General features: G+C 64.0%; 18 protein-coding genes and 3 tRNA genes. 11 read left to right on the top strand and 10 right to left on the bottom strand.

The window, feature by feature from the left end; all coding sequences use genetic code 11:
- Positions 1-353: 353 nt before the first annotated feature.
- Together CUC44_RS01495 and CUC44_RS01490 are read right to left on the bottom strand one after the other, a co-directional pair.
- Positions 354-962 carry a LysE family translocator gene (locus tag CUC44_RS01495; RefSeq protein ID WP_100858232.1) on the bottom strand — a complete coding sequence of 203 codons (609 nt, stop codon included), beginning with the start codon at positions 960-962 and terminating at the stop codon, positions 354-356.
- Between the two features lie 158 nt (positions 963-1,120).
- Positions 1,121-2,068: a LysR family transcriptional regulator gene (locus tag CUC44_RS01490; protein WP_100858255.1), complete on the bottom strand. Its 948-nt coding sequence runs from the start codon at positions 2,066-2,068 to the stop codon at positions 1,121-1,123.
- Between the two features lie 220 nt (positions 2,069-2,288).
- Between CUC44_RS01490 and CUC44_RS01485 the strand changes: the two genes are divergently transcribed.
- From CUC44_RS01485 to CUC44_RS01465, 5 genes are all read left to right on the top strand, one after another.
- Positions 2,289-3,377 (top strand): ketoacyl-ACP synthase III, encoded by a 1,089-nt coding sequence (locus CUC44_RS01485; RefSeq protein WP_100858231.1) that lies wholly within the window; start codon positions 2,289-2,291, stop codon positions 3,375-3,377.
- 319 nt (positions 3,378-3,696) lie between these two features.
- Positions 3,697-3,781, top strand: a tRNA-Tyr gene (locus CUC44_RS01480).
- 33 nt (positions 3,782-3,814) lie between these two features.
- Positions 3,815-3,899: transfer RNA gene (locus tag CUC44_RS01475), tRNA-Tyr, on the top strand.
- 38 nt (positions 3,900-3,937) lie between these two features.
- Positions 3,938-4,022 (top strand) — tRNA-Tyr (locus CUC44_RS01470).
- A gap of 149 nt (positions 4,023-4,171) precedes the next feature.
- Positions 4,172-4,459, top strand: a complete 288-nt coding sequence (locus CUC44_RS01465) for a hypothetical protein (protein ID WP_244166699.1) — start codon at positions 4,172-4,174, stop codon at positions 4,457-4,459.
- Between the two features lie 27 nt (positions 4,460-4,486).
- Here CUC44_RS01465 and CUC44_RS01460 read toward each other — a convergent pair whose 3' ends face one another.
- Positions 4,487-5,338 carry a patatin-like phospholipase family protein gene (locus CUC44_RS01460; protein ID WP_100858230.1) on the bottom strand — a complete coding sequence of 284 codons (852 nt, stop codon included), beginning with the start codon at positions 5,336-5,338 and terminating at the stop codon, positions 4,487-4,489.
- A gap of 235 nt (positions 5,339-5,573) precedes the next feature.
- On the opposite strand from CUC44_RS01460, the gene CUC44_RS01455 reads away from it, so the two are divergent.
- Positions 5,574-6,947 (top strand): endonuclease/exonuclease/phosphatase family protein, encoded by a 1,374-nt coding sequence (locus tag CUC44_RS01455; protein WP_167388739.1) that lies wholly within the window; start codon positions 5,574-5,576, stop codon positions 6,945-6,947.
- Between the two features lie 60 nt (positions 6,948-7,007).
- On the opposite strand, the gene CUC44_RS01450 is transcribed toward CUC44_RS01455, so the two are convergent.
- The 3 genes from CUC44_RS01450 to dsrO are packed head-to-tail and all read right to left on the bottom strand — an operon-like array spanning position 7,008 to position 11,976.
- Positions 7,008-10,115, bottom strand: a complete 3,108-nt coding sequence (locus CUC44_RS01450; RefSeq protein WP_100858229.1) for a tetrathionate reductase subunit A — start codon at positions 10,113-10,115, stop codon at positions 7,008-7,010.
- Positions 10,116-11,210, bottom strand: a complete 1,095-nt coding sequence (gene nrfD / locus CUC44_RS01445) for an NrfD/PsrC family molybdoenzyme membrane anchor subunit (RefSeq protein WP_100858228.1) — start codon at positions 11,208-11,210, stop codon at positions 10,116-10,118.
- Positions 11,200-11,976 (bottom strand): sulfate reduction electron transfer complex DsrMKJOP subunit DsrO, encoded by a 777-nt coding sequence (gene dsrO, locus CUC44_RS01440; protein ID WP_100858227.1) that lies wholly within the window; start codon positions 11,974-11,976, stop codon positions 11,200-11,202. The genes nrfD and dsrO overlap by 11 nt, the downstream gene beginning before the upstream one ends.
- Before the next feature lie 229 nt (positions 11,977-12,205).
- Here dsrO and CUC44_RS01435 point away from each other — a divergent pair, with 229 nt between their 5' ends.
- The 3 genes from CUC44_RS01435 to pepE all read left to right on the top strand — a co-directional run bounded on the left by CUC44_RS01435 (position 12,206) and on the right by pepE (position 15,594).
- Positions 12,206-14,098, top strand: a complete 1,893-nt coding sequence (locus CUC44_RS01435; protein WP_244166698.1) for a sensor histidine kinase — start codon at positions 12,206-12,208, stop codon at positions 14,096-14,098.
- Between the two features lies 1 nt (position 14,099).
- Positions 14,100-14,711: a response regulator transcription factor gene (locus CUC44_RS01430; RefSeq protein ID WP_100858225.1), complete on the top strand. Its 612-nt coding sequence runs from the start codon at positions 14,100-14,102 to the stop codon at positions 14,709-14,711.
- A gap of 154 nt (positions 14,712-14,865) precedes the next feature.
- Positions 14,866-15,594 carry a dipeptidase PepE gene (gene pepE, locus CUC44_RS01425; RefSeq protein ID WP_100858224.1) on the top strand — a complete coding sequence of 243 codons (729 nt, stop codon included), beginning with the start codon at positions 14,866-14,868 and terminating at the stop codon, positions 15,592-15,594.
- Between the two features lie 143 nt (positions 15,595-15,737).
- On the opposite strand, the gene CUC44_RS01420 is transcribed toward pepE, so the two are convergent.
- From CUC44_RS01420 to CUC44_RS01410, 3 genes are read right to left on the bottom strand one after another with little or no spacing between them, the layout of a single operon-like run.
- Positions 15,738-17,279: a DHA2 family efflux MFS transporter permease subunit gene (locus tag CUC44_RS01420; RefSeq protein WP_100858223.1), complete on the bottom strand. Its 1,542-nt coding sequence runs from the start codon at positions 17,277-17,279 to the stop codon at positions 15,738-15,740.
- A gap of 7 nt (positions 17,280-17,286) precedes the next feature.
- A complete protein-coding gene (locus tag CUC44_RS01415) occupies positions 17,287-18,348 on the bottom strand; it encodes an HlyD family secretion protein (protein WP_100858222.1) in 1,062 nt (353 codons plus the stop codon).
- 36 nt (positions 18,349-18,384) lie between these two features.
- The gene (locus CUC44_RS01410) at positions 18,385-18,813 is read right to left on the bottom strand and encodes a MarR family winged helix-turn-helix transcriptional regulator (protein WP_100858221.1); all 429 of its coding nucleotides are present in this window, start codon (positions 18,811-18,813) and stop codon (positions 18,385-18,387) included.
- Between the two features lie 123 nt (positions 18,814-18,936).
- Between CUC44_RS01410 and fumC the strand changes: the two genes are divergently transcribed.
- The gene (gene fumC / locus CUC44_RS01405; protein ID WP_100858220.1) at positions 18,937-20,328 is read left to right on the top strand and encodes a class II fumarate hydratase; all 1,392 of its coding nucleotides are present in this window, start codon (positions 18,937-18,939) and stop codon (positions 20,326-20,328) included.
- Positions 20,329-20,393: 65 nt separating this feature from the next.
- Here the strand turns inward: fumC and CUC44_RS01400 are convergent, their stop codons facing one another.
- Positions 20,394-20,831, bottom strand: a complete 438-nt coding sequence (locus CUC44_RS01400) for a VOC family protein (protein ID WP_100858219.1) — start codon at positions 20,829-20,831, stop codon at positions 20,394-20,396.
- Between the two features lie 407 nt (positions 20,832-21,238).
- Here CUC44_RS01400 and putA point away from each other — a divergent pair, with 407 nt between their 5' ends.
- Positions 21,239-25,180 carry a trifunctional transcriptional regulator/proline dehydrogenase/L-glutamate gamma-semialdehyde dehydrogenase gene (gene putA, locus CUC44_RS01395; RefSeq protein ID WP_100858218.1) on the top strand — a complete coding sequence of 1,314 codons (3,942 nt, stop codon included), beginning with the start codon at positions 21,239-21,241 and terminating at the stop codon, positions 25,178-25,180.
- Positions 25,181-25,187 lie beyond the last annotated feature (7 nt).

The raw sequence follows: 25,187 nt of genomic DNA, 5'->3' as shown, positions 1-25,187 counted from the left end.
CGTCCGGTTCGAAAGGCAGCAAATGGCCGCCACTCTAGCGAGACTCTCCGTTCCCTGCCTTGATCCCGCTTAAGATCACCGCAAGATACAGGATTGGATCAGCTGAACTCCCGAAGCAGGCAGTGCTGCTCTCGCCCGGTCGAGGCAAGCCTCTATGGCCCGCCCCTCATCCCCAGCCCTTCTCCCGCGAGGGGAGAAGGGAGCAGATCGATTTCGGTGGCTACTAGGTGCTAGACGTTCCCTCAGATCACCACCTTGAGCGCCAGGCCGATCAACATCAGACCGCAGACTTTAGCGATGACGAAGGGTTTCGCCTTGCGTCAGGACCGCGATGGCTCGGCCGTGGGAACACCTCAGATCACCACTTTCAGGGCCAGCCCCAGCAGCACCAGGCCGCTGACCTTGTCGATGACGAAGGATTTCGCCTTGAGCCAGGTGAGCACGGGGCCGCGGGACAGCACCAGGGCCACCAGCACGTACCAGACGGCATCGATGCCGCCGGCAGTGAGCATCATGATGCTCCCCTCGCGCCAACCGGTATCGGCATGCACGAACTGGCTGAACAGGGCGATAAAGAAGATGGCGAGTTGGGGGTTCAGGAAGGCCACCATAAAGCCCTCGAAGGCGCCCTGCCGACCGCGCAGGCCGTGGCTTTCCTCTTCCACCGCGCCGCTGGCAGGCTTGGCGAGCAGCGCCTTGATCCCGAGCCAGGCGAGGAAGGCGGCGCCGACGTAGCGAATGATGTCAAACAGCAGTGGGGTCTGGGTGATCAGCACAGAGAGGCCGAGCGCCGTGATCAGGGCATAGATGCCGACCCCGAGCCCGTGGCCAAGGGCGGTCGCCACCCCGTGTCCCTGCCCGCCCTGCACCGTATTGCGAATGATCAGCGCCAGACTGGGCCCCGGGCTGATGGCCCCCATGAAACAGACCGCCGCCAGCGCCAACCAACTCGTGAATTCCATAACCGCCCCTATCTCGAATGAAGATGAATACCGACCCTCAGGGTAAGGGGCACGACATCATGCAAGAAGTGAAAGTTATGAATAGATCTCATAGTCGATGGCTATGCAGTAGCACAAATGATCACTGAAATTCATTTTCAAGATAGAAAACACCAGCATCACCCTGTGGGACCTTTCCCCAGGGTCTTGCGGCTCTCGCCGACGGTGCGCTGCAGGTGATCCCGCAGGAAGGGATAGGCCAGCTCCCGAAACCAGCGGTGGGCCGGGTCCTGATGGTGGCGCTGGTGCCACAGCAGATGATACTGCTGGGCGCGGGTGGCGAAGGGCAGATCGCAGAAGCTCAGCTCATGCTCCCGGGCGAGCTGCCAGGCGATGTGGGCCGGGGTGGTCATCAGGCAGTCGGTGCGCAGCAGCACCTCCACCGCCGCCTGGAAGAAAGGCACCCGGGCAAACCAGCGCCGGGACAGACCTTGCGGCGCCAGCACCCGCTCCACCGGGCTGTCCTTGTCGCCGCCGCCACTCACCTGCAGGTGGGGCCAGGCGAGGTAGTCATCCAGGGTCGGCGCCGTGCCAAAGAGCGGATGGTGGCGTCCCATCAGGATCACCAGTCGGTCCTCCCCCTGATGCAGGCCCCGGATCTGATCCGGCACCAGATCCGTGATGGTGGAGACCAGATCCAGCTCGGATTGCCACAGCTGCGGCAGCTGGCGCTTGTCCCACAGACTGTATTCGAGGGCGGCCTGGGGGGCGGCCTTGGCGAGCGTCGCGCAGATATCCGGCAGGATGTGCTGGGCCACGTAGTCAGAGGAGGCGAGTCGAAATACCCGCTCGCAGCGCTCGGGGTCAAACTCGGGGGCGGCGTAGAGCCGGTCCAAGGCACCCAAGGAATCCGCAAGCTGGGCCGCCAGGCGCTCCGCCCTCGGCGTCAGCAACCAGCGCTGGCCTTCGCGCACCAGCAACTCGTCACCGAACTCGCTGCGCAGCTGGGTCAGCTGCTTGCTGATGGAGGGTTGGCTCAGGTGCAACAGCTCCGCCGCCCGGCTGATGTTGCGGGTCTCCAGCAACACCTTGAGGGTTGGCAACAGGTTGAGATTCGCTTTGTGCACTACCATCACCTCGGTGACGCTGGGGGAAAGAGAGCCTATCTTAGGGCAAGCAAGGCCGAGAATTTAAGCAAAATCACCGGCTTGCTCGCCTCGCCATGCGTCTATCGCCCCTTGTCTGCCAGCGGCCTCCACAGACCGCCAGATGACACTGGTTGACCAGTACGGCATAATTGCGCAATTTTCCGCCCACGGGCGACTCATAACAAGAAGCGACCACAAGATGAAATACGCCAATATCACCGGCTGGGGCAAATGCCTGCCCCCCTCCGTGCTGACCAATGATGACCTCAGCACCATCATGGAGACCTCGGATGAATGGATCTATCCGCGTACCGGCATCAAGGCGCGCCGAGTCTCCCATGTCAGCACCACGACTCTCGCCACCCTGGCCGGTCGCCGTGCCCTCGCCTGTGCCGGTCTCGATGCCAGCGATCTCGACGGCATCATACTCGCCACCGCCACCCCGGGTACCCTGGTGCCGAACTGTGCCTCGGCTGTGCAGCAGGCTCTCGGCGCCCACAAGGCGGCCGTGTTCGATCTCAACGCCGCCTGTACCGGCTTCGTCTACGCCCTCTCGGTCGCCACCTCCCTGGTGCAGACCGGCATGATGAGCAAGGTGCTGGTGATAGGCGCAGAGCGCCTGACCCAGCTGCTGGATTGGGCCAAGCGCGACACCGCCGTGCTGTTCGGTGACGGCGCCGGCGCCGTGGTGATCGAGGCGAGCGGGCTGGAATCCGGCCTCATTGCCAACAAGCTCGGCTGCGACAGCGAGGCTCGCGAGATCCTGCACGTGCCGAATTTCGGTACCGATCGGGTGCGTTTTGCAGACATCGACGGCCTGTTCACCTTCAACTTCGAGGGGCAGGAGATCTTCAAGCGCGCCGTGCGCGGCATGGGCGAGGCCACCGGCGCCGTGCTGGCCCAGGCGGGCATAGCGCCTGAACAGGTCGATCTCATCGTGCCACACCAGGCCAACGTGCGCATCATAGAGACTCTGGCCAAGCGCATGCACGCCGACATGGACAAGGTGATGGTCAACATAGAGCAGTACGGCAACACCTCCGCCGCCACCGTGCCCATCGCCCTGTGCGAAGCGCTGGAGCAGGGTCGGGTCAAGCCAAACAGCTATCTGCTGAGCGCCGCCTTCGGCGCCGGCCTGACCTGGGGCGCTGCCCTCATCAAGTGGGGCGACCGGGTCACCCCGCTTGGCCATTGTGATGAGGAGTTGCCAGCCTGCGAGCAGAGCGCCCTGGAGCTCATCGCCCATGCGGTCCAAGGCTGCCAGCAGGCCCGCACGGCCGAGGCCTGAGCCAAGGTAACACCATGGCAGTGCCCGGCACCGCCATGAGAAAGAGGAGCCCGACAAGGCTCCTCTTTTTTATTCCTCTCTCTGTCTTTCCCCATATTGTCGCGGCCATTTCGGCACTGGCGCCCCCTTCCCTCTGCACTCAATCAAGCTGGGGTACGGCTGCCTCCTGAACCGTTGGGCCGGCATAAAAGTCATTGAAAAGCGTGAATTTTGAGCGAGAGATATCAAAAAATGAGCAAACGATACTTTTTTCTCGTCAGATTGCAGCTGAGGGGTTCACAACAGGGCCGGATCTGATAGTATGCGGCCTCGCACTTGGGGAGGGGTTCCCGAGCGGCCAAAGGGATCAGACTGTAAATCTGACGGCTCTGCCTTCGAAGGTTCGAATCCTTCTCCCTCCACCATTCAAGTGCGAAAAAATCAGGAAAATACCCCGTGGAGGGGTTCCCGAGCGGCCAAAGGGATCAGACTGTAAATCTGACGGCTCTGCCTTCGAAGGTTCGAATCCTTCTCCCTCCACCATCTTCCTGAGTAGCAGGCCAAAAATAGCAATGCCCCGTGGAGGGGTTCCCGAGCGGCCAAAGGGATCAGACTGTAAATCTGACGGCTCTGCCTTCGAAGGTTCGAATCCTTCTCCCTCCACCATTCTTCAGAAAACCCGGCCTAGCGCCGGGTTTTCGCTTTTCTGCTCCCCAAAACATCAATGGATCTCATATGGCACTGTCAGATCTGACAATTGCCATATACGATTATTTTCTAAACAGTGGACTCTTCATGGCAAGGAGCCGCCTCATATGTTTGCAATCTGGGATGAAACGGGACAGGAGCACGGATTGACCCTGATCCAGCTGCAGCAGCGCCTCTGTACCTACCAGGGAGAGGTGATGGTGCGTTATCTCAATCGCCTCGGCCTGCCGGCGACCCTATTCCTGACGGTGCAACAAGGCCATGTCTATCAACGCTTCAAGGCCGGCAACCCACCGCTGGACTGGGGCTGGCTGGGGCAGGCCATTCATATAGTGCATGCCCCCGATACTCACATTCATCCGATGAATAATGGACTGGGCCAGGCGGCAAGCTAAGCCGCCCTTCCCTTATCCGCGTCTTTATTACTCGCCGTCTCCCTCCTGCCGGGCGAGGTACGCCAGCCCCGCCTGCCAACCCATCTGATAGCCCTGCTCCAGCCTGTCCTTGTCCGTGGTCATGCGCCCGACCCGAAAGCCTGCAGGCGGTACTATGACCCGGATGCGGCAATCCGTCGGCGGCTCCTGAATAAAGTCGATGGCATCGTTGTAGCTGTGATGACGAGCCAGGCTCGCCTCGGCCAGGGCCGGGGTGCGCCGCAGCAGATAGCGATGCAGGGCGGGCAAGCTGGGCGCCTGCTTGCGATAGCCGAGCGGGCGGGAGAGCACGACCGTGATGTCTCGGGCTCCCTGCTCGTAGGCGTGACGCACCGGGATGGAGTCCGCTACCCCGCCGTCCGTCATGGCCTCCCCCCCAATGCGCACGAAGTCCCGATAGGCGAGCGGCACCGAGCAGGAGGCCTTGATCTGCTGCTCCAGCGCCTCTGCACTCCCCCTGAGATAAGCTGCCCGCCCGTCCGATACCCGGGTAGTGACCACGGTCAGCGGCACCGGGTTGGCGGCAAAGTGCGCGAGATCCAGCCTGATCTCGCGAATGGTGATCTCCCACAGCCAGTCGAGATCGAGCCAGTGACCGCCGCGCACAAACTTGCCGAAGTTGATGAACTCGGCGCGACAGGAATAATCCGTGATGACCCTGTGGTTGCGCCCCTGCTGACCCGCCAGATAGGCCGCCAGATTGACCGCCCCCGCCGACACCCCGATGCAGTGATCGAACGCGGCGCCCCCCTTCGCCAGGAAGGCGTCCAGCACTCCGGCGGCAAAGATACCGCGCATGGCGCCCCCCTCGACCACCAGGGCCGTTTGCTGCCGACTCATCTCGCCTCCCTCTCTCATCTGCTCCGTGAACTCACTCGCATCAAACGTCCTCACCTCGATAACTCTGTCAATGCGCTCGCATTCTGACTCATACAGAGCCCAACCCTGAATGGCTCTGTGAATGAGCACACACTTTGGCTCATTCAGAGCCCAGTCTCCACTCTGGATCCCTATAATGGCCGCGCCTCACTTGACCCTACAGAGGCATAACATCTTGATGCTACGGAATATTACAATGAAAAACATCAACAAAACCCTGCTCGCCGCTGCCATTTCTCTGGGAATGCTGGCAGGCTGTAACAGCCAAAACGACTCAGAGACCCCGGACACCATGGTTCGCTTCGCCACCTTCAACCTCTCCTTCGATCGCACCGCGGCCGGCATGCTGAGCGCCGAGCTGGCGCTGGACCGCGCCGCCCAGGATGCCCTGCTGGCACGCTATCAGGCTGGCGATGGCAGCCTCAGCCAGGCCGAGATCACCCGCGCGAAAGACGTGCAGCAGATCCGCAATATCGCCGAAATCATCCAGCGTACCCGGCCGGACGTCTTCCTGCTCAACGAGTTCGACAACGACGGCAAGGGGGAGAGCAGCGCCGATCTGCAGGCGTTCAGCAGCAACTACCTGGCTCACCCCCAGCATGCCGAGGTGCAGGCCATCAGCTACCCGGTGATGCAGAACTTTGCCACCAACACCGGCCTGATGAGCGGCCAGGATCTCAACCTGGACGGCAAGGTCAGTAGCGGGCCGGACGACGCCTGGGGCTTTGGCAACTATCACGGCCAGTACGCCTTCGCCGTGATGTCGAAATATCCCATCGACACCAAACAGATCCGCACCTTCCAGCACTTCAAGTGGAAAGACATGCCGGGCGAAACCAACCCCGTCATCGACGACTGCAACAACCCCAAGGCACCTATCCCAGCCGGCCGCCAGTGCGGCCAGCCCTGGTATGACGCAGCCGCCTGGGATCAGTACCCCCTCTCCTCCAAGAACCACGCGGACGTGCCGGTGCGGGTCAAGACCACCAAGGGAGAGCAGGTGATCCACTTCCTCATCTCCCATCCGACCCCGCCCATCTTCGGCAACGCGGCGCGCCACAACGTCAAGCACAACCGGGCCGAGGTCGCCTTCTGGCAGGACTATGTGGAAGCCGCGAGCTACATGGTGGATGACGCGGGCAAGGCGGGGGGCTTGGCCGAGGGTGCCCGCTTCGTCATCGCCGGGGATCTCAACGCCGATCCCCAACTCGGCGACGGCGATCTGAGTGCCATCCAGGATCTGCACAACCATGTGCTGGTCAATCAGGCGGTCACCAACGGCACCCTGATCCCGGTGAGCCAGGGGGGCCCGGAGTGCCTCGCCAGCCAATCCAAGCTGTGCACCCGCAACAACAACCGAACCACGCCGGAGCGCATCACCAGCAGCAGCGGCCTGCAGCTCGATCACCTGATCCCCTCCGCCAACCTGAACGCTGTGGCCTCAGGGGTGTTCTGGCCCGCCAGCTTCGAGCCCGGCTACCACCTGGTGTATGACGCCAAACTCGGCATCGCCAAGGGGGTGAGCTCGGATCACCGCCTGGTGTGGGTGGATTTCGAACTGGATAACTGATGTTCGCAAGAGCTCAATAAAAAGCGGGGCCATGATGGCCCCGCTTTTTTACAGCTGGCGCTACACCAGTTTGTCGACCCGGGCCGGCAGCCCCTGCCGGGCCGAAGAGCCGATGGCCCAGTCCACCAGGGGGTAGCGGCCATGGCGGCTGGGATCCAGCACCGCCAGATCGTTGAGGTTGACCCCGGCCCCGCGCAAGGGGCTGGCCGCCACCTCCTTGCCATCGACCCAGTGCGCCCTTGCCCCCAGCTCCTTGTGACCGAAGCCGTGCTCGATGGCGATGGCGTCCTTCTGCACCCCGGCCACACACTCGGCCACCCCGATCACGCTGCCATCCGGGGTGCTGACCCGCACCCTGTCTCCGCTTTCAATCCCTAAGCGCGCCGCCGTCTGCTCGTTGAGCCGCACCCGGTTGCTGGGGTTCACCTGGCGCAGGCGATCCGAGCCGATACTCATGGAGCTCATGGTGTGGGACTTGTAGCTGGTGAGCAGCAGGGGCCACTGGGTCGGCTTGAACGCCTCATTAAGCGGCGTGCCATCCGCCAGCTGGGGACGGAAGAAGCGCGGGGTGCCACTCAAGAATTGGCCGCTCTGGCTGTGGCGACGGCTACCCACCTCGGGGTTCCACAGCATCAAGGGCTTGGGCCAGCGCTTGCTCGGCTGACCCGACTCATCGCGCCCCTTGGCGACCGGCTCGAAGCGCCCGCCCCGAGCGAAGAGGTAGGCGGCGCGACCCGCCTCCTCCGCACTCAGGGTGGCATTCAGCACTGGCAGGATCCGCTCCACCCCGGACCAGGCGAGATCTTCTGGGCCTATGGCTGGCACCGGCTGACCCAGGTAGGCGACGTTGGCCGCGCCGTAGAGGGAGAAGTCCGCCGCCCGGTTCAGGCCGTGCAGCTTGCCATCCACCCCCTTGACCGATCCCTCCCCAAAGCCCGGCAGTGAGAGACGCTTGGCCACGGCGATCAAGAAGGACTCCATGCAGACGGGATCTCCCTCGGCTGTCTTGGCGACGCGTGGCTCCACCACGGGCCAGCGGCCGGTGGAGACCTTGGTCATGACCCCGTGCCAGGCGGTGGCCCAGCCCCAGGACTCGTAGGTGAGGGTGTCCGGCACTATGTAGTCCGACAGCGCCGAAGATTCATTGATGAAGCTGTCGATGCTGATAAAAAGCGGCAGCACCTTGGGGTCCTTGAGCTGCGGTCCTATGGCCTTGGCGAGCCCGGCCTGACCATAGAGAGGGTTGCCCATGTGGTTGATCCAGGCCTTGAGCCGATAGGGATAGCCGTTCACCGCCGCGGTCAGGTGCTCGCCGAGCAAGGGACCCGAGATGGGGAACCAGGGCTCATGCGCCGGATAGGGGTTTTGCCCCGCCTCCCGCTTGCGCCTATATTCGGAAGTTTTTTCGTAGGGAAACTTGGAGCGCGAAAGAAAGACACCGGCGGGTTTGACCATGCCCGGGAAGCTCGTCAGATCGTAACGGGGCCCGGCACCGAAGGGGTCGAACTTGCCGCCGCTCGCCACCGCGCCGCCTCGGGCGTTGAGGTTCCCTATCATGGCGTTGAGCATCATGATGGCCCAGGCCGAATAGAAGCCGTTGGCGCTCATGGTGCCGCCGTGAGAAACCACAGCCGCCCGGGTGCCGTGGCTGGTGAACTCCCGCGCCAGCTCGACGATGTCGCTCACCGGCACGGCGCACTCGGCGCTGTATTGCTCGAGGCTATATTCCCGGCACGATTCGGCCAGCAGCTGGAAGCTGCTCTTGACCGCCAGCTCACCGCTTGACGCCAGTATGCGGCGATCCACCCAGAGGCTGGCCCGCTCGCACCGGCCGGCGGGCAGCAGGGCATCGCTCCCCGCATCGGCCACCAGCACCGCATCTCCCTCCCCATAAGCCTCGCCCTTAAAGGGCAGCCCGAGATCGCTTGAACGCAGCATCTGACCGAAGCGCGGGTGGGATTCGTCGCAGAGCACCAGGTGGCTGGCGTTGCTGAAGCCGCGATAACCGGCCCGCTCGGCCGCCTCGGCATTGGGCGCCCCTAGGAAGGGCTCTGCGTAGCGGTCGTTGTCGATGATCCAGCGCAGCATGGCCAGGGCCAGGGCGGAATCCGTGGCGGGCCTGATGGGCAACCAGCGATTGGCGGGGGCGGAGGGCATGTTCACCGTGTTGGGCAGGCTGGGGGCCACCACCACGTAGGAGAAGGGCTTGCCCTCCCGCACCCGGTTCGCCGCCAGCTGGCGGGACTGGCGCTTGAAGGGGTTGCCGGACTGCTGGGGTGAGGTGCCCATAAACAGCAGAAAATCGCTCTCGTCCCAGTCCGGCTTGAGGTGCGCATTCTTCTCCAGATCGTCGAGCAGGGCGCCGGCTCCCACCCGGAACGACAGGCCACAGTAGGCGCCGTGGTTCGCGAAGTTGCGGGTGCCAAAGCTGTTGAAGGTGAAGCGCTTGATGAAGTGATCCCGCCCCTCGTCCGAGGCATTGCTCACCAGCAGCTGGTTCGCCCTGGGGCCGTATTCCGGGTTGGCGGGATCCAGCGGCTCCGTGAGGTTGCGGATGGCCCTGAGCCCCTCTATCTGGCCCTCGCCGAACAGATCGCCCCCCTCCACCACCTCTTGTACCAACTGCTCAAACGGAATGCTCTGCCAACGGCCGCTGCCACGGGGCCCTACCCGTTTGAGGCAGCGGGTGACCCGATGCGGGCTGTCGAGCTGTTCCAGCATGGCGTTGCCCCGGGCGCAGGCGGTGGAGCGGCCCTCCAGCCCCTCCTCCTGATAACCGCTGGTGCCGAGCAGCGCCTGCTTGATCGGGGTCTTGAAGTCGATGTGATGGCGGGCGGAGAGCGGGTGATAGGGGTTGCCGAGGATCCGCACTATCTTGTCGCTCTCGTTGTCGATGCGGGCCCGCACCCCACACAGGGTCCAGCAGCCCAGGCACATAGTATTGGCGAGGCGCTGGGCCGGGTTGGGGTGCAGCTCCCCCTGCGCATCGACCCGAAACTCCACCGGGAGCGAGTTGCCGTGGATGGGATCCCGGGTCGGCTTGCCGGCGCTGCCGGTGACCACCCCATTCGCCACCTGCTGGAGGGTGTCGCTGTATCCGGCAACGAAGAGCCCTGTGCCCCCGGCGATGGCGGCGCCCTTGAGAAACTTGCGTTTGCTGTGATCCATCTAGCGTGCCTCGTCAGTGTTGGAATGGGGATAAGGGGTGAGCACCAGCTCGGAGAGCGCCACCAGCAAGGCCAGCAGCAGGCCTAAGGTGCCGAGGATGCCGAGCACCCCCTCTGGGCCCCAGGCAATCTGGTAGAGGTAGACGCCGGCCCCGTATTTGGGGGCGAGCTGCCCCTGGATCAGCACCAGCCAGCGCAGCCCCCACACCAGGTGCAACATGAGCAGCGCCAGCCCCCACAGTCGCCAGGGCTGCAGGCGGCTGGTTATTTTCCCCATCAGCATCAGGGCGCCGAGCAGACAGAGGGTCAGCAGCAGCCAGCGGGCCGCCAGTCGCCAGCTGGGATCGAGCCGATAGAGCGCGCTCGCCTCCGCCGCCGAGGCGCCGCCAAACAGGGCCCAGCCAAGCAGGGAGAGGGCGAGCAGGGCCAGGTTCCAGCGGCTCTGGCGCAACAGGGTCGCCTCGGTCTGCCCACGCCAGCCCGCCAGCAATCGGTTGAGCAGCATCAGGGCGCCCTGGGCTCCCAGCAGAGCGCTGATGATCAGTAGCCAGGGCAGCCAGGGGGTATGCCAGAGCGGGCGAGCCTCGACCGCCATGGTCTCGAAGCCGGTATAAAGCGCAATGCTGAGCCCGCTTAAAACAGCCAGCAGGGAGAGCGGCTTGAGCCAGCAATCGCCTGACCAGGTGCCGAGACAGAGCAGCCGGGCGAGACGGGCTATGGCGTCATCCCCCTGGCCACGCCTAGCGAAGGCTGGCCTTAGCAGCAGCCAACCCAGCAGCATGGAGAGCAGGCTGAACAGGGGCAGCAGATAGGCGCCATACCACATGATGGAGCCGAAGCGGGTCTGGGCGTAGAAGTGCCAGGCCCGGGCGGGCTGGTGCAGATCTGCCGTCAGGGCGATAGGGGCCACCACCCCAGCCCCCATCATCAGCACAGCCGCCAGGGTCTGCAGTCGACGGTCCGGCGCCTTGCGCCACAGATCAAACGCACCGAGCCAGAGGGCACCGTAGGCGAGGCCAATCAGGAAGAAATATTGCACAGCCCAGGACAGCCAGGTGATGGGCTGATCCGGGGCCAGCAGTTCGTTAATGGTCATGGGCTATCTCCTTGCCATCGTCGGTCAGCAGGGTACGCAGGGCCGGGTTGCCGTCTATCTTGCTGACGAAGGCCTCGTCCATGCCGAGATAGAAGACCCGCGGCTGGGTATGGGCCTCGGGCTTGAGCACCTTGAGGGCCGGCTCGTGCTCGCGCAGCAATCGGCTGATCTGGCTCTTGGGATCGTTCAAGTCGCCTATGATGCGCGCCTCGCCGACGCAGCTCTCCACGCAGGCGGGCAGGAGCCCCGCCTCCAGCCGATGGGCGCAGAAGGTACATTTGTCGGCGGCGTGGGTCTCGTGGTTGATGAAGCGGGCGTCGTAGGGGCAGGCCTGCACGCAGTAGCCGCAGGCGACGCACCAGTCGTTGTTGACCACGACGATGCCGTCGTCCCGCTGGAAGGTGGCCCCCGTGGGGCAGACATCGAGGCAGGCGGGCTCGGCGCAGTGGTTGCATAGCCTCGGCAGCATGAAGAGGGAGGCGGGGGCATCGAGAGCCGCCACCTCGCTCACCTCGTACTGGCTGACCGTGGTGCGAAACTGGCCGAGGGGGGGCTGATTTTCGATGGTGCAGGCGACGGTGCAGGCCTGACAGCCGACGCAGCGGCGCAGGTCGATCAGCATGCCGTAACGCTTGCCGGGATCGCCGCGACCTATGGCCGGGCGAGCCCCCTGGCTCTGGGCATGAACCTGGGTGACGGGGATCAGGGCCGCACCGGCTGTGATGGCGGCGATGCCGGATAACAATCGGCGCTTGCTGGGCTCCATGGACGCTTCCTTCTGCTGGCTTGCCAAACGAGGCAAGCATGGGGATGAGGCCATTGTCCCCGGCAGAAACATCCGTCTCTATTGTGGTTTTCCACATAGCGAGGGCCCCCTTGATCCAGCGCAAGAAAAGCGGCTGGCCTCTGGCCGAACTGTGACGAGTCCCCCATTGCGCGCCCGGCAAGGCGGTTGAGCGGCCCCAGGCGATACTCGTGGTGATAGACTGCCGACCATGCCTGACTCCCCACTCTCCCTTATCCCCCGTGGCCAGAGGCGCATCCTGATGGGTCTGCTTTGGCTGATGGCCATGCTGGCCCTGACGACACAGGCCCTGGCCGTTACCGCACCTGTCACGCCAACTCAGGCCGCCGAGCCGGTGCGGCTCGGGGTGCTGGCGACTCGCGGCCAGGATCCCGCTCGCCAACAGTGGCAGCCGCTGCTGGATTGGCTCACCCAATCCGTGTCTGGCCAGGGCTTCGAGCTAATACCCCTGTCGCTCGAAGCCCTGGCTGAGGCGATAGCCCTGGAGCGGCTGGACTTTGTCATCACCAACCCGGGCCAACTGGTCAGCCTGTCGCGCCAGTATCCCCTCTCCTGGCTCGCCACCCTCAAGAGCCCGGATGGTGGGGACAACCTGGTCATAGGGGCCGCCCTGGTGGTACGGGCCGACGCCCCCTACCGCCACTGGCGGGATCTCGAAGGTGAGACGGTAGCCGCCGTATCAAAAGAGGCCTTCGGTGGTTATCTCGCCTACCGTTTCGAGGCCTATCAGCAGGGTTTGCGGATAGATGACTTCTTTGCAGCGATAAACTTCACCGGATTTCCGCTGGATAGACTGATCTCCCAACTGCAGAGCGAGGCGGTGGCTGCCGCCATAGTGCCGGTCTGCCAGCTGGAGCGCATGGTGCGAGAGGGCAAGGCCGCGGAGGGGGCATTTCGGGTGCTGGATCAGCAGGCAACGACGGGCCTTGGCTGCCAGAGCTCGACCCGGCTCTATCCGAACTGGTCCATGGCGAGTACGCATCGAGTCGCCCCCGAACTCGCGCTGGCGGTTACCCGCGCCCTGTTCGCCCTGCCCCCGGACAGCGCGGCCGCCGTCGCCGCCGACTCGGCTGGCTGGACTGTGCCCGCCAGCCCCCTCGCCATCGACCGACTGCTCAAGGAGCTGGATCGCCACCCCCTGCAGAGCCCCTGGTGGCACGAGGCCTGGCACTGGTTGCGCCAGCATCGGCAGTGGGGCTGGGGGGCGCTGCTGCTGATCGGGCTGCTCGCAGGCCATCACCTGCTGCTGCAACACCTGTTCAACCGCAGCCAGCGTCGCTTGAGCCATGCCCGCCAGCGGATCGACGAGCAGGCTCGTCAGCTCGATGACAAGGTGCGCCAACTCGAGCAGGCCCAGCACCTGGCTAGGCTCGGCGAGCTCGGTGCCACCATGGCCCACGAAATAAACCAGCCCCTGACCGCCATCGCAGGCTACAGCCAGGGAGCCCTGCTGCGCCTCACGCGGCAAGAGCAGGGTTCGCCGGATCCGGCCCTCAGGCAAGCCCTTGAGCAGATTGGCCAGCAGGTACAGCGCATCAGCCAGACCATAGGGAGGCTGAGAGCCCGCTGGCAGAAGCGGCCGCGCCAGCCAGAACCCACGGATCTGCAGGCCCTGGTCACGCAGCTGGTCCCCTTGCTGGAGCAACTGCTGACGCCCCTCGGGGTCTCCCTTCACCTGAGCTGGCAGGGCCAACCCAGGCGACTGTTGCTGGACGCCACCGGCATGGAGCAGCTGCTGGTGAACCTGATCAGAAATGGCGCCGAGAGCGCGGCGCAGGCCGGTGTAATCGAGGTGGCGGGAGAGGAACCCAGGGTCGAGCTGCTGATCGCCTTCGAACAAGACAAGTTGCGGCTGGAGGTGCGGGACAATGGCCCTGGACTGCCAGAGGCTCAGTGGCAACAGCCGTTTTACAGCAGCAAGCCGGGTGGCATGGGGCTTGGCCTCGCCATCTGCCGGGATGTAGTGGAGAGCCATCGCGGCCACTTCAGCCTCACCAACGCCAGCCCCCGGGGTTGCCTCGCCCTGGTGCTGATCCCCTCCCCTATGGAGGCGCCAAACGCCCCTCCCAGCCCGAGGAACTGATATGCCGAGCCCCTCCCAGCTTCCCCTCTATCTGGTTGATGATGACAGGGCCGTGCTCGACGCCCTGCGTTTTATGCTGGAGAGCAGCGAGCTTGCCCTTGACTGCTTCGACGATGGCGCGCGCTTCCTCGCCGAGGTGGACTTGAACCTACCCGCCTGCCTGATCCTGGATTGCCGTATGCCGGGCCTCTCTGGCCCCGAGCTGCAACAGAGGCTGAAAGAGGCCCAGAGCCCCATCGCCATACTGTTTCTCACCGGCCACGGGGACGTGCCCCTGGCGGTGGAATCCTTGAAACAGGGGGCGATCGACTTCCTGCAAAAACCGGTGAAACTCGCCCCCTTGCTCGGCGCCATAGATCGAGCCTGGCAGGTGACCCGAGGTGCCGCGACACGCCTCGCGCACCGACGCGCCTACCGCCGCCTGCCGCCCCGCGAGCATCAGCTGTTGCAGCTCATCGCCCAGGGCCACAAGAACCAGCAGATCGCGAGCACGCTCTGCATCTCGGTGCGCACCGTCGAGGTGTGCCGCGCCAGCCTGATGAAGCGGCTCGAGGTGGAGTCCATGGCCGAGCTGATGCTGCTCTATGCGGATGTCACCTCGACCCCTGATTGAGGCTGGCGATGGCGGCCAAAAACTGACCATGCAATCAATAGCCGGGCACAAAACGCGATGAGATCACACACTTTTTGCCTCGATGGGGGTAGAGTGCCTGTCTGCCTTACTCAGGGCCCTCGGCCCTGCGCCTTTCAGCTATCGAGGAGTCACTATGGAACTGCTTCTTCTGAGCAATGGTAAAGCCACCGAATACCCGGGCCTGCTCGGCTGGGCCCGTGAGCGGGTACAGAGCGTGCTCGCCCGCAAACAGGTCAAGCGCATCCTGCTCATCCCCTATGCGGTGATCCGCAGCGACTGGGACGCCCGCGCCCTTGAGCTCACCGAGAGCCTGGGAGTGGAAGCCATCAGCATCCACCATTTCGACGATCCGGTGGCGGCCATCAACCAGGCCGATGCCATCTTCATCAGCGGCGGCAACACCTGGCGCCTGAACCAGCTGCTGCACGAATACAGCCTGATAGTGCCAATCCAGCGCGCCGTGCGCGAGCGGGGCGTGCCCTATGTGGGCTGGAGCGCCGGTTGCAACGTGGCGACCCCGAGCATTCGTACCACCAACGACATGCCGGTGTGCAATGCAGCCGTGCTGCCCGCCCTCGGCCTGTTCCCGCTGCAGATCAACCCTCACTACCTGGATGCCAGCATCAGCGGCCACATGGGCGAGACCCGGGACGAGCGCCTCGCCGAGTTCTGCGCCGTCAACCCAAGCGAGCACGTGGTGGCCCTGCGCGAGGCCAGTCTGCTGCAGATTAGCGGTGAGGCCATCGAATACTGGAGCGCCCGCGGCCAGGACTTCAAGATCTTCAAACACGGTGAGGCGCCCCAGGAATTCATGGATACCGCGCCCCTTGCCGGGCTAACCCCCTTCAACCCCAAGGTGTGAAGCGGCTGCGCCATCAGCGCGATGCGTAAATGAAAAGAGGGATGGCTCAGGCCATCCCTCTTTTTTATTCCTTGTGTTCTCCCTCTTGCCACCTCTGTCGGCGCCAGGGATTGAGCACTGGGTCATCGGATAAGGGCAGGCCCTTATTCCAGGATCGCCATCTCCTCCTTGTTGCCGGCCCCGCGCTTGGGGGCCTTGAGCAGTAGCACCAGCGGCACCGCGCACAGGGTCACCCACATCATCAGGCGGAAGTCCTGCAGGTAGGCGAGCAGGCTGGCCTGGCGGGTCACCTCGCCGTTGAGCATGGCGAGCCCCTTGGGCGCCATCAGCGCCGCCACCCCCATCCCCTGCTGCAACCCCGTGTTGAAGGGGGTGATGTAGGAGGCGAACACCTCGTGGTTCATCTGGGTGCGCTGGGCCAGATAGGTGATCACGACCGAGATGCCGATGCTGCTGCCGATGTTGCGCACCAGGCTGAACAGCGCCGTCCCCTCGTTGCGAAAACGTGGCGCCAGGGTCGCAAAGGTGATGGTGGAGAGCGGCACGAAGATGAAGCCAAGCCCCAGCCCCTGCACTATCCCGGTACGCACTATGTCCCAACTGCTGATGTTCGTGTTGAACAGGGTCATCTCCCACATGGAGAAGCTGGTGAGCAGCAGCCCGGTCAGGATCAGGTAACGCACATCCACCCGGCCGGACAACCGGCCCACCAGCATCATGGCGAACATGGTACCCACCCCGCGCGGCGCCAGCAGATAACCCACGTCGATAACCGGATAGCCCATCAGCCCCTGCATGAAGGGGGGCAGCAGAGTCATGGTCGCCAGCAATATGATGCCGACGATGAAGATGAACACCAGCCCGACGCTGAAGTTGCGATCCTTGAACAGGGCCGGCTCTATGTAGGGGTGCTTGTGGGTGAAGATGTGCACCACGAACAGATAAAACGCCATCACCATCAGGATGGTCTCGATGACGATCTCGGGGCTTGAGAACCAGTTCTGGGACTCCCCCCTGTCCAGCGCCATCTGCAGCGCCCCTATGCCGAGGCTGAGCAGGGCGAAGCCCAGCAGATCGAAGCGGCGACTGGCGTCTATCTTGGTCTCCTCGATGAAGGCGGCGAGCCCGAACCAGGCCAGCAGGCCAAACGGCAGGTTGATGTAGAACACCCAGCGCCAGTTGTAGTACTCGGTGAGCCAGCCACCGAGCGAAGGCCCGAGGATGGGGCCCACCATGACCCCTATGCCCCAGAGCGCCATGGCGGAGCCATGTTTCTCCGGCGGATAGGTGTCGAGCAGCACGGCCTGGGAGAGGGGCACCAGGCTGGCGCCGAAGATCCCCTGCAGCAGGCGGAACAGCACTATCTGATCCAGGCTCTGGGCTGCGCCGCACAGCATGGAGGCGACGGTGAAACCCGCCACCGACCACATAAACAATCTCTTTCGGCCGATCCGCGCCGAGATGAAACCGGTCAGCGGCATGAAGATGGCAGCCGCGACTATGTAGGAGGTCAGCACCCAGGAGATCTGATCCTGGGTGGCGCCCATGGCCCCCTGCATATGGGGCAGGGCAACGTTGGCGATGGTGGTATCCAGCGCCTGCATGATGGTGGCCAACATCACCGACAGGGTGATGAAGCCACGCTGGGAGCTTTGAGCGGCCCCCTGATGGCTTTGCGTTGTCATATCAACCTCAGAATGACCAGCCCAGCAGGCTGCGTTTGTGGCCGGTGTCTATCTTGGTGATGGCGCTCAGGCCTGCGCGCAGGGTCGGCTGATCGGCTACCCCATCCAGCTTGATGCGCACCGCCACCCGCTGGGCGATCTTGACCCAGTTACCGGTCGCATTCTGGGCCGGGATCACCGAGAACTCGGAGCCGGTCGCCGGGCTCAGGCTCTCCACCACCCCGTGCCAATGGGCGTCGGGATAGGTATCCACGCTGATGTCCACCTCTTGCCCCGGCTGCACATGGGTCAGCTCGGTCTCGGTGAAGTTCGCCTCGATCCAGGGGCTGTCGGTCTCCACCAGCATCATGGCGGTCATGCCCACCAGGCTGTATTGACCCGGCTTGGGCAACTGGCTGGCGATGCCGTTGGCGGGGGCATAGATGGTGGTACGTGCCAGATCCAGCTTGGCCTTGGCCAGGCCCGCCGCCGCTTCCTGATAGGCGGGCTGCTGCTCCACCGGCAGGTTGACGTCACCGTTGAGGGAGGCCTCTATCTTCTTGAGCCCCTCCTCCAGCGCCACCTGCTGTTGGGCGGTCTGGATGGTGAGCTGGCGGGCATCATCATAGTTGGCGGTGGAGGTGAAGTGCTTGGCCACCAGATCCGCCTGACGGTGCTCCTCTTTCAGGGCATAGGCGTGACGGGTACGGGCCACGTCGATCTCCGCCTGCTGACCGCGATAGCTGGTCTGCAGCGCCACCAGATCGGTGCGCACCTTGGCGAGCTCCGCCTCGGCCTTGGTCACCGCCACCTGGAAGGATTCGGGATCCAGCTCGAACATCGGCTGGCCGGCCTTGACCTGCTCGTTCTCGCCGACATAGACCTTGGCCACCCGGCCCAGTACCTCGGTACTGATGGGCACCTTGTCGGCCTTCACATAGGCGTTGTCGGTCTCGACATAACGGCCACCCAGCATGTAGACGGCACCTATGCCGAGCAAGGCCAGCGCCGGTACCACCACCAGCAACAGCAGGCGGGTACGGCGAGGGTTCTTCACCGCTGTTTGGGGAGAGGGAGATTCGGCATTCATAGAAACGCTCCGCATTTAATGCTGATAAAAATAAAATTAATAGTTTGAAAGATTGTCGCGTAATGTCTTGAGAGCATCACAGAGAGCGCGGGTACCCGCCTCCCCCAGCTCACCGATGGCGTGCTGATGCACCACCTCGGAGGCCTGCTTGATCTTGCCGAGATAAGGCTCGGCCTCCGCGGTCAGGAACAGCTGATAGGCGCGCCTGTCGTGGGGGTCGTTGCGCCGCTCCACCAGGCCGTTGTCGGCCATCTGATCGAGCTGACGGGCCAGCGTGATGGGCTGGATATCCAGCCGCTCGGCGAGATCCACCTGACGTATGCCCTCGCTGCGGGCGATGTGGACCAGCACGCGGGCCTGGGCAAGAGTCAGGCAACTGCCTTCCAGCTGCTGCTGGAACTGGCGACGCATCAGGCGCTGCACGTCACCGATCAGGAATCCGAGGGTATCCGGTTGTTTGTACATGATAGCCAACCCATATAATAAGCTTTACTTATTATATCTTGAATACAGCTTTATGCAAACTGGCCTCGGCCGTCGTTTATGGCCATGCTAGGGAACCAGCATCCAATCGGCAGGAGAAATGTCATGAATATCAGGATGGAACGGGACAGTCTTGGGGAAATCGCCGTCCCGGCGGACAGGCTCTGGGGCGCTCAGACCCAGCGCTCGCTGCACCACTTCAACATCTCCGGGGAGCAGCAACCCCAGGAGATCATCTATGCCCTCGCCCGCATCAAGTCCGCCTGCGCCCGGGTCAATCACCAGCTCGGGCTGCTCGCCGCCCGCAAGGCCCAGGCCATCATAGCGGCGGCAGACGAGATCCTCTGCGGCCAGCACCAGGCCGAGTTTCCGCTGATGGTGTGGCAGACCGGCTCCGGCACCCAGACCAACATGAACCTCAACGAGGTGCTGGCGAACCGGGCAAGCGAGCTGCTCGGCGGCGCCCGGGGCGAGGAGCGCCTGATCCACCCCAACGACGAGGTGAACAAGGGCCAGTCCAGCAACGACGTCTTCCCGAGCGCCATGAACCTGGCCGCGGCCACCGCCATCACGGGACAGCTGTTGCCGGCGCTCATCGCCCTCAAGGAGACCCTGGCGAGCAAGGCCGCCGCCTTCGATGACATCGTCAAGATAGGCCGCACTCACCTGCAGGATGCGACCCCCCTCACCCTGGGCCAGGAGTTCTCCGGCTGGGTCGCCCAGCTGGAGCAAGGGGAGCGCCACCTGCGCGCCGCCCTGCCCCACCTGTATGAGCTGGCACTCGGCGGCACGGCGGTGGGCACAGGCCTGAACTGCCCCCCCGGCTTCGCCGAGGCGGTGGCCAAGACCCTCGCCGAGCAGACGGGCCTGCCGCTGGTGAGCGCCCCCAACAAGTTCGAGGCACTGGCGGCGAGCGATGCCCAGGTCCATGCCCACGGCGCCCTCAAGACGCTGGCGGCATCGCTCATGAAGATCGCCAACGACGTGCGCTGGCTCGCAAGCGGCCCGCGCAGCGGCCTTGGCGAACTGCTCATTCCAGAGAACGAACCCGGCTCCTCCATCATGCCGGGCAAGGTCAACCCGACCCAGAGCGAGGCGCTCACCATGCTGTGCGCCCAGGTGATGGGCAACGATGTAGCCATCAACATCGGCGGCGCCAGCGGCAACTTCGAGCTGAACGTGTTCAGACCCATGATCGCCTACAACTTCCTGCAGAGCGTGCGGCTGCTGGCGGATGGCATGAAGAGCTTCAACGAGCACTGCGCCGTCGGCATCAGCCCGAACCGGGACCGCATCGACGAGTTGCTCTCCCGCTCCCTGATGCTGGTGACGGCATTGAACCCCCATATCGGCTACGACAAGGCCGCCGAGATAGCCAAACATGCCCACCATCAGGGGCTCAGCCTGCGGGACGCGGCCATCGCCTCCGGCCACCTCAGCGGCGAGCAGTTCGACCGCTGGGTGATCCCCGCCGACATGGTGGGCCGCAGCAAATAAGGCCAGATACAGAGAAAATAGATAAAAAGGGCGCCGAGGCGCCCTTTTTCATGACAAACACGACATCAGGTCTTGCTCTGGCAGTTGAACATCCAGTGGGTACCGAACTTGTCCACCAGGGAGCCGAAGTAGTCGCCCCAGAACATCTCCGCCAGTGCCATCTCCACCTTGCCTCCCGCCCCCAGGGTCGCGAACAGCCTGTCAGTCTCTCCTCGGCTGTCCGGCTCCAGGTTGAGGTAGCTGTTGTTGCCCTGCACCAGGGTGAAGCCCATGCTGGCGGGGGCATCGGTGCCCATCAGCACATGGCCGCCGAGGATAGCGAGCTCCACATGCATCACCAGCTCCCCGTCCGCCTCGGACAGGGCCGGCTGACCCGGACAGCCGGGGGAATCCTTGAAGCGATGGATGGGACCGTTGAAGTCGCCGCCAAACACTTCCCGGTAAAACAGGAAGGCAGCTTCCGTCTCCCGGGCAAAATTGAGGTAAGTACTGACCCGTGCCATAACGTTCTCCTTGTCACTGATGAGCGGCCCAAAGGCCAGCTATCAGCATAGAAGAACCGGGCTTCACCAGAGCACAGCCTGACCAACCCACGCCAAGCCCACGAAAGGTGGTTGCACTCGTACCATCAGATTGCACCGGCGGCGCCCCACAAAAAGAGCAAGCCACAACGCAACAGGTTGCACCTCATTCAACACATAAGATGCATTTACAACCCATTAATATTGCTATGAAAACAGATGAATCGTCGCTTTTTAGCCGCACTCTTGGGCATCAACGGGCAGGGATAAATTCAACAATGTAGCCAGCACATTAAAATTTCTTGCTTGAAGGTTGCACCTGGTTGCACCATCATCATCAAAATTTAACCGTCCGGTAATATTGTTACCTTCTAGACACAGGAAGTCCCATGGCCACCACCACCCTTGGCGTTAAACTCGACGAAGCGACCCGCGACCGACTCAAGCAGGCCGCCCAGACCATAGACCGCACCCCCCACTGGCTGATCAAGCAGGCGATCTTCACCTATCTGGAACAGCTGGAGTCTGGCCTGACCCCGGCCGAGCAGTCCGGTCTGGCCGCCGCCGCGGGCGAAGAGCCGCTGGAGACCCTGACCGAGCAGGGCATCCAGGTCTTCCTCGAGTTCGCCGAGAGCATCTTGCCGCAGTCCGTGCTGCGCGCCGCCATCACCTCCGCCTATCGCCGCCCCGAGACCGAGGCCGTGCCCATGCTGCTGGAGCAGGCGCGCCTGCCCAAAGACAAGGCCGAGGCGACCCAGAAACTCGCCTTGAGCATCGCCGAGAAGCTGCGCAACCAGAAGGGTGCCAGCGGTCGTCAGGGCCTGGTGCAGGGGCTGCTGCAGGAGTTCTCCCTCTCCTCCCAGGAAGGGGTGGCCCTGATGTGTCTGGCGGAGGCGCTGCTGCGCATTCCGGACAAGGCGACTCGCGATGCCCTCATCCGCGACAAGATAAGCGGTGGCAACTGGAGCCAGCATCTGGGCAACAGCACCTCCCTGTTCGTCAACGCCGCCTCCTGGGGCCTGCTCATCACCGGCAAGCTGGTGGCCACCCATAACGAGGCCGGCCTGAATACCTCCCTCAAAGGCCTGATCGGCAAGGGCGGCGAGCCGTTGATCCGCAAGGGCGTCGACATGGCCATGCGGCTGATGGGTGAGCAGTTCGTCACCGGCGAGACCATCGCCGAGGCGCTGGCCAACGCCGGCACTACCGAGAACAAGGGCTTCCGTTACTCCTACGACATGCTGGGCGAGGCGGCCCTGACCGAGGAGGACGCCAAGCGTTATCTGGCCTCCTACGAGCAGGCCATCCACGCCATCGGCAAGGCCTCCCACGGCCGCGGCATCTACGAGGGCCCGGGCATCTCCATCAAGCTCTCCGCCCTGCACCCGCGCTACAGCCGCGCCCAGTACGATCGGGTGATGGAGGAGCTCTACCCCACCCTGCTCTCCCTGACCCAGCTCGCCAAGCAGTACGACATCGGCATCAACATAGACGCCGAAGAGGCCGATCGACTGGAGATCTCGCTCGACCTATTGGAGCGGCTCTGCTTCGATCCGAGCCTAGCCGATTGGAACGGCATCGGCTTCGTCATCCAGGCCTATCAGAAGCGCTGCCCCTATGCGATCGACTACGTCATCGATCTCGCCAAGCGCAGCCGTCACCGCCTGATGATCCGGCTGGTGAAAGGCGCCTACTGGGACAGCGAGATCAAGCGCGCCCAGCAGGACGGCCTGGAAGGCTACCCTGTCTATACCCGCAAGCCCTATACCGATCTCTCTTATCTGGCCTGCGCCCGCAAGCTGCTGGCGGTGCCGGAAGCCATCTACCCGCAGTTCGCCACCCACAACGCCCATTCCCTGTCGGCCATCTATCAGCTCGCCGGCCAGAACTACTACCCTGGCCAGTACGAGTTCCAGTGCCTGCACGGCATGGGTGAGCCGCTGTACGAGCAAGTGGTCGGCAAGGTCGCCGACGGCAAGCTGGGCCGCCCCTGCCGCATCTATGCGCCGGTCGGCAGCCACGAGACCCTGCTCGCCTACCTGGTGCGCCGCCTGCTGGAGAACGGGGCCAACACCTCCTTCGTCAACCGCATCGCGGACAACAACATCTCCCTGGCGGATCTGGTGCAGGATCCGGTGCAGCAGATTGAACAGATGGCCGCCCGCGAAGGCACCCTGGGTCTGCCGCACCCGCGCATTCCCCTGCCCCGGGATCTGTACGGCGACGCCCGTCCGAACTCCGAAGGGCTGGATCTCGCCAACGAACACCGCTTGGGGTCGCTGTCCGCCGCCCTGCTCGGCAGCACCAATACTCGCTATCAGGCGCTGCCCATGCTGGGCACTGAGGTGCAGGCACCGACAGAGTTCCAGAACCTGGTCAACCCGGCGGATCACCGTGACATCGTCGGTCAGGTGAGCGAAGCCAGCCCTGAACTGGTCGACAGTGCGCTGACCTGCGCCCTGGCCAGCGGCCAGATCTGGCAAGCGACTCCGCCGGCGGAGCGTGCCGCCGTGCTGGACAGAGCCGCCGAGCTGATGGAGTCCGAGCTGCAACCCCTGATGGGCCTGCTGGTGCGCGAATCCGGCAAGACCTTCAGCAACGCCATCGCCGAGGTGCGCGAGGCGGTGGACTTCCTGCGCTATTACGCCGCTCAGGCCCACAACCATTTTGCCAACGACAGCCACAGGCCGCTCGGCCCCGTGGTCTGCATCAGCCCCTGGAACTTCCCGCTCGCCATCTTCAGCGGTCAGGTGTGCGCGGCGCTCGCCGCCGGCAATACTGTGCTGGCCAAACCCGCCGAGCAGACCCCGCTCATCGCCGCCCAAGCTGTGCGTATCCTGCTGGAAGCCGGTGTGCCCGCCGGCGCGGTGCAACTGCTGCCCGGCCGCGGTGAAACCGTGGGCGCGGCGCTGATTGCCGACGAGCGGGTGCGCGGTGTCATGTTCACCGGCTCCACCGAGGTGGCGGGCATCATCTCCCGCAACCTGGCCGGTCGCCTCGACGCCCAGGGTCGCACCATCCCCCTCATCGCCGAGACCGGCGGTCAGAACGCCATGATCGTCGACTCCTCCGCCCTGACCGAACAGGTGGTGATGGACGTCATCTCCTCCGCGTTCGACAGCGCCGGTCAGCGCTGCTCCGCCCTGCGGGTGCTGTGCGTGCAGGAAGACGTGGCGGATCGGGTGATCCGCATGCTCAAGGGTGCCATGGCCGAGTACAAGGTCGGCAATCCCGAGCACCTCTCCACCGATATAGGTCCGGTGATCGATGCCGAGGCCAAGGCCAATATCGAGCAGCACATCAAGGCCATGACCAACAAGGGTCGCAAGGTGCATCAGATTGCCCGGGCGCAAGGTGCCGATTACAGCCGCGGCACCTTCGTGCTGCCGACGCTTATCGAGCTCGACAGCCTGGATGAACTCGGCCGCGAAGTGTTCGGCCCCGTGCTGCACCTGGTGCGCTACCCGCGCGCCAAGCTCGGCGAGCTGCTCAGCCAGATCAACGACAGCGGCTACGGCCTGACCCTGGGTGTGCACACCCGGATCGACGAGACCATCGCCCAGGTGGTCAACACCGCCAAGGTGGGCAATCTCTACGTGAACCGCAACATAGTCGGGGCCGTGGTCGGGGTGCAGCCGTTCGGCGGCGAAGGCCTCTCAGGTACCGGTCCCAAGGCCGGCGGTCCGCTCTACATGTACCGCCTGCTGGCGACCCGCCCGCAGGATGCTGTGGCCAGCCAGCTGCGCCAGGAATCCGGTGCCACCCAGCGCAGCGAGACAACCAAACCGGCCCTGCAGGCGCTGCGTAACTGGGCAGCCAAGCAGGAGAAAGCCTTGGTAGCATTGTGCGACCAGTATGCCGAGCTGGCCCAGAGTGGCCTGACCCAGGTGCTGGTCGGCCCTACCGGTGAGCGCAACACCTACAGCCTGCTGCCACGGGAGCGAGTGCTCTGTCTGGCCGAGGATAAGGCGGATCTGCTGGCCCAGCTGGCGGCTTGTCTCGCGGTCGGGACAGAGGTGCTGTGGCAGGACAATGCCCAGAACCGTACCCTGCAATCCGGCCTGCCGGCCGAGGTGCGGGGCCGCATCCAGCTGGTAGCGGACTGGGCCAACGGCGACATCGGTTTCGATGCCCTGCTGCACCACGGTGACTCGGATCAGCTGAGCGAGGTGAGCAAGCTCGCCGCCGCCCGCGCGGGTGCCATCGTCGGGGTGCACGGTCTGCACCGCGGCGAGACCGACATCCCGCTGGAGCGCCTGCTGATCGAGCACGCCCTCTCGGTCAACACAGCCGCCGCCGGTGGCAACGCCAGCCTGATGACTATCGGCTAATCGCCGT

The sequence above is a fragment of the Aeromonas lusitana genome (genome assembly GCF_002812985.1).
In the GTDB taxonomy this organism is placed as follows: domain Bacteria; phylum Pseudomonadota; class Gammaproteobacteria; order Enterobacterales; family Aeromonadaceae; genus Aeromonas; species Aeromonas lusitana.
The sequence above is the reverse complement of the archived record's forward strand: the minus strand, read 5'-3'. Positions and strand labels throughout refer to the sequence as shown.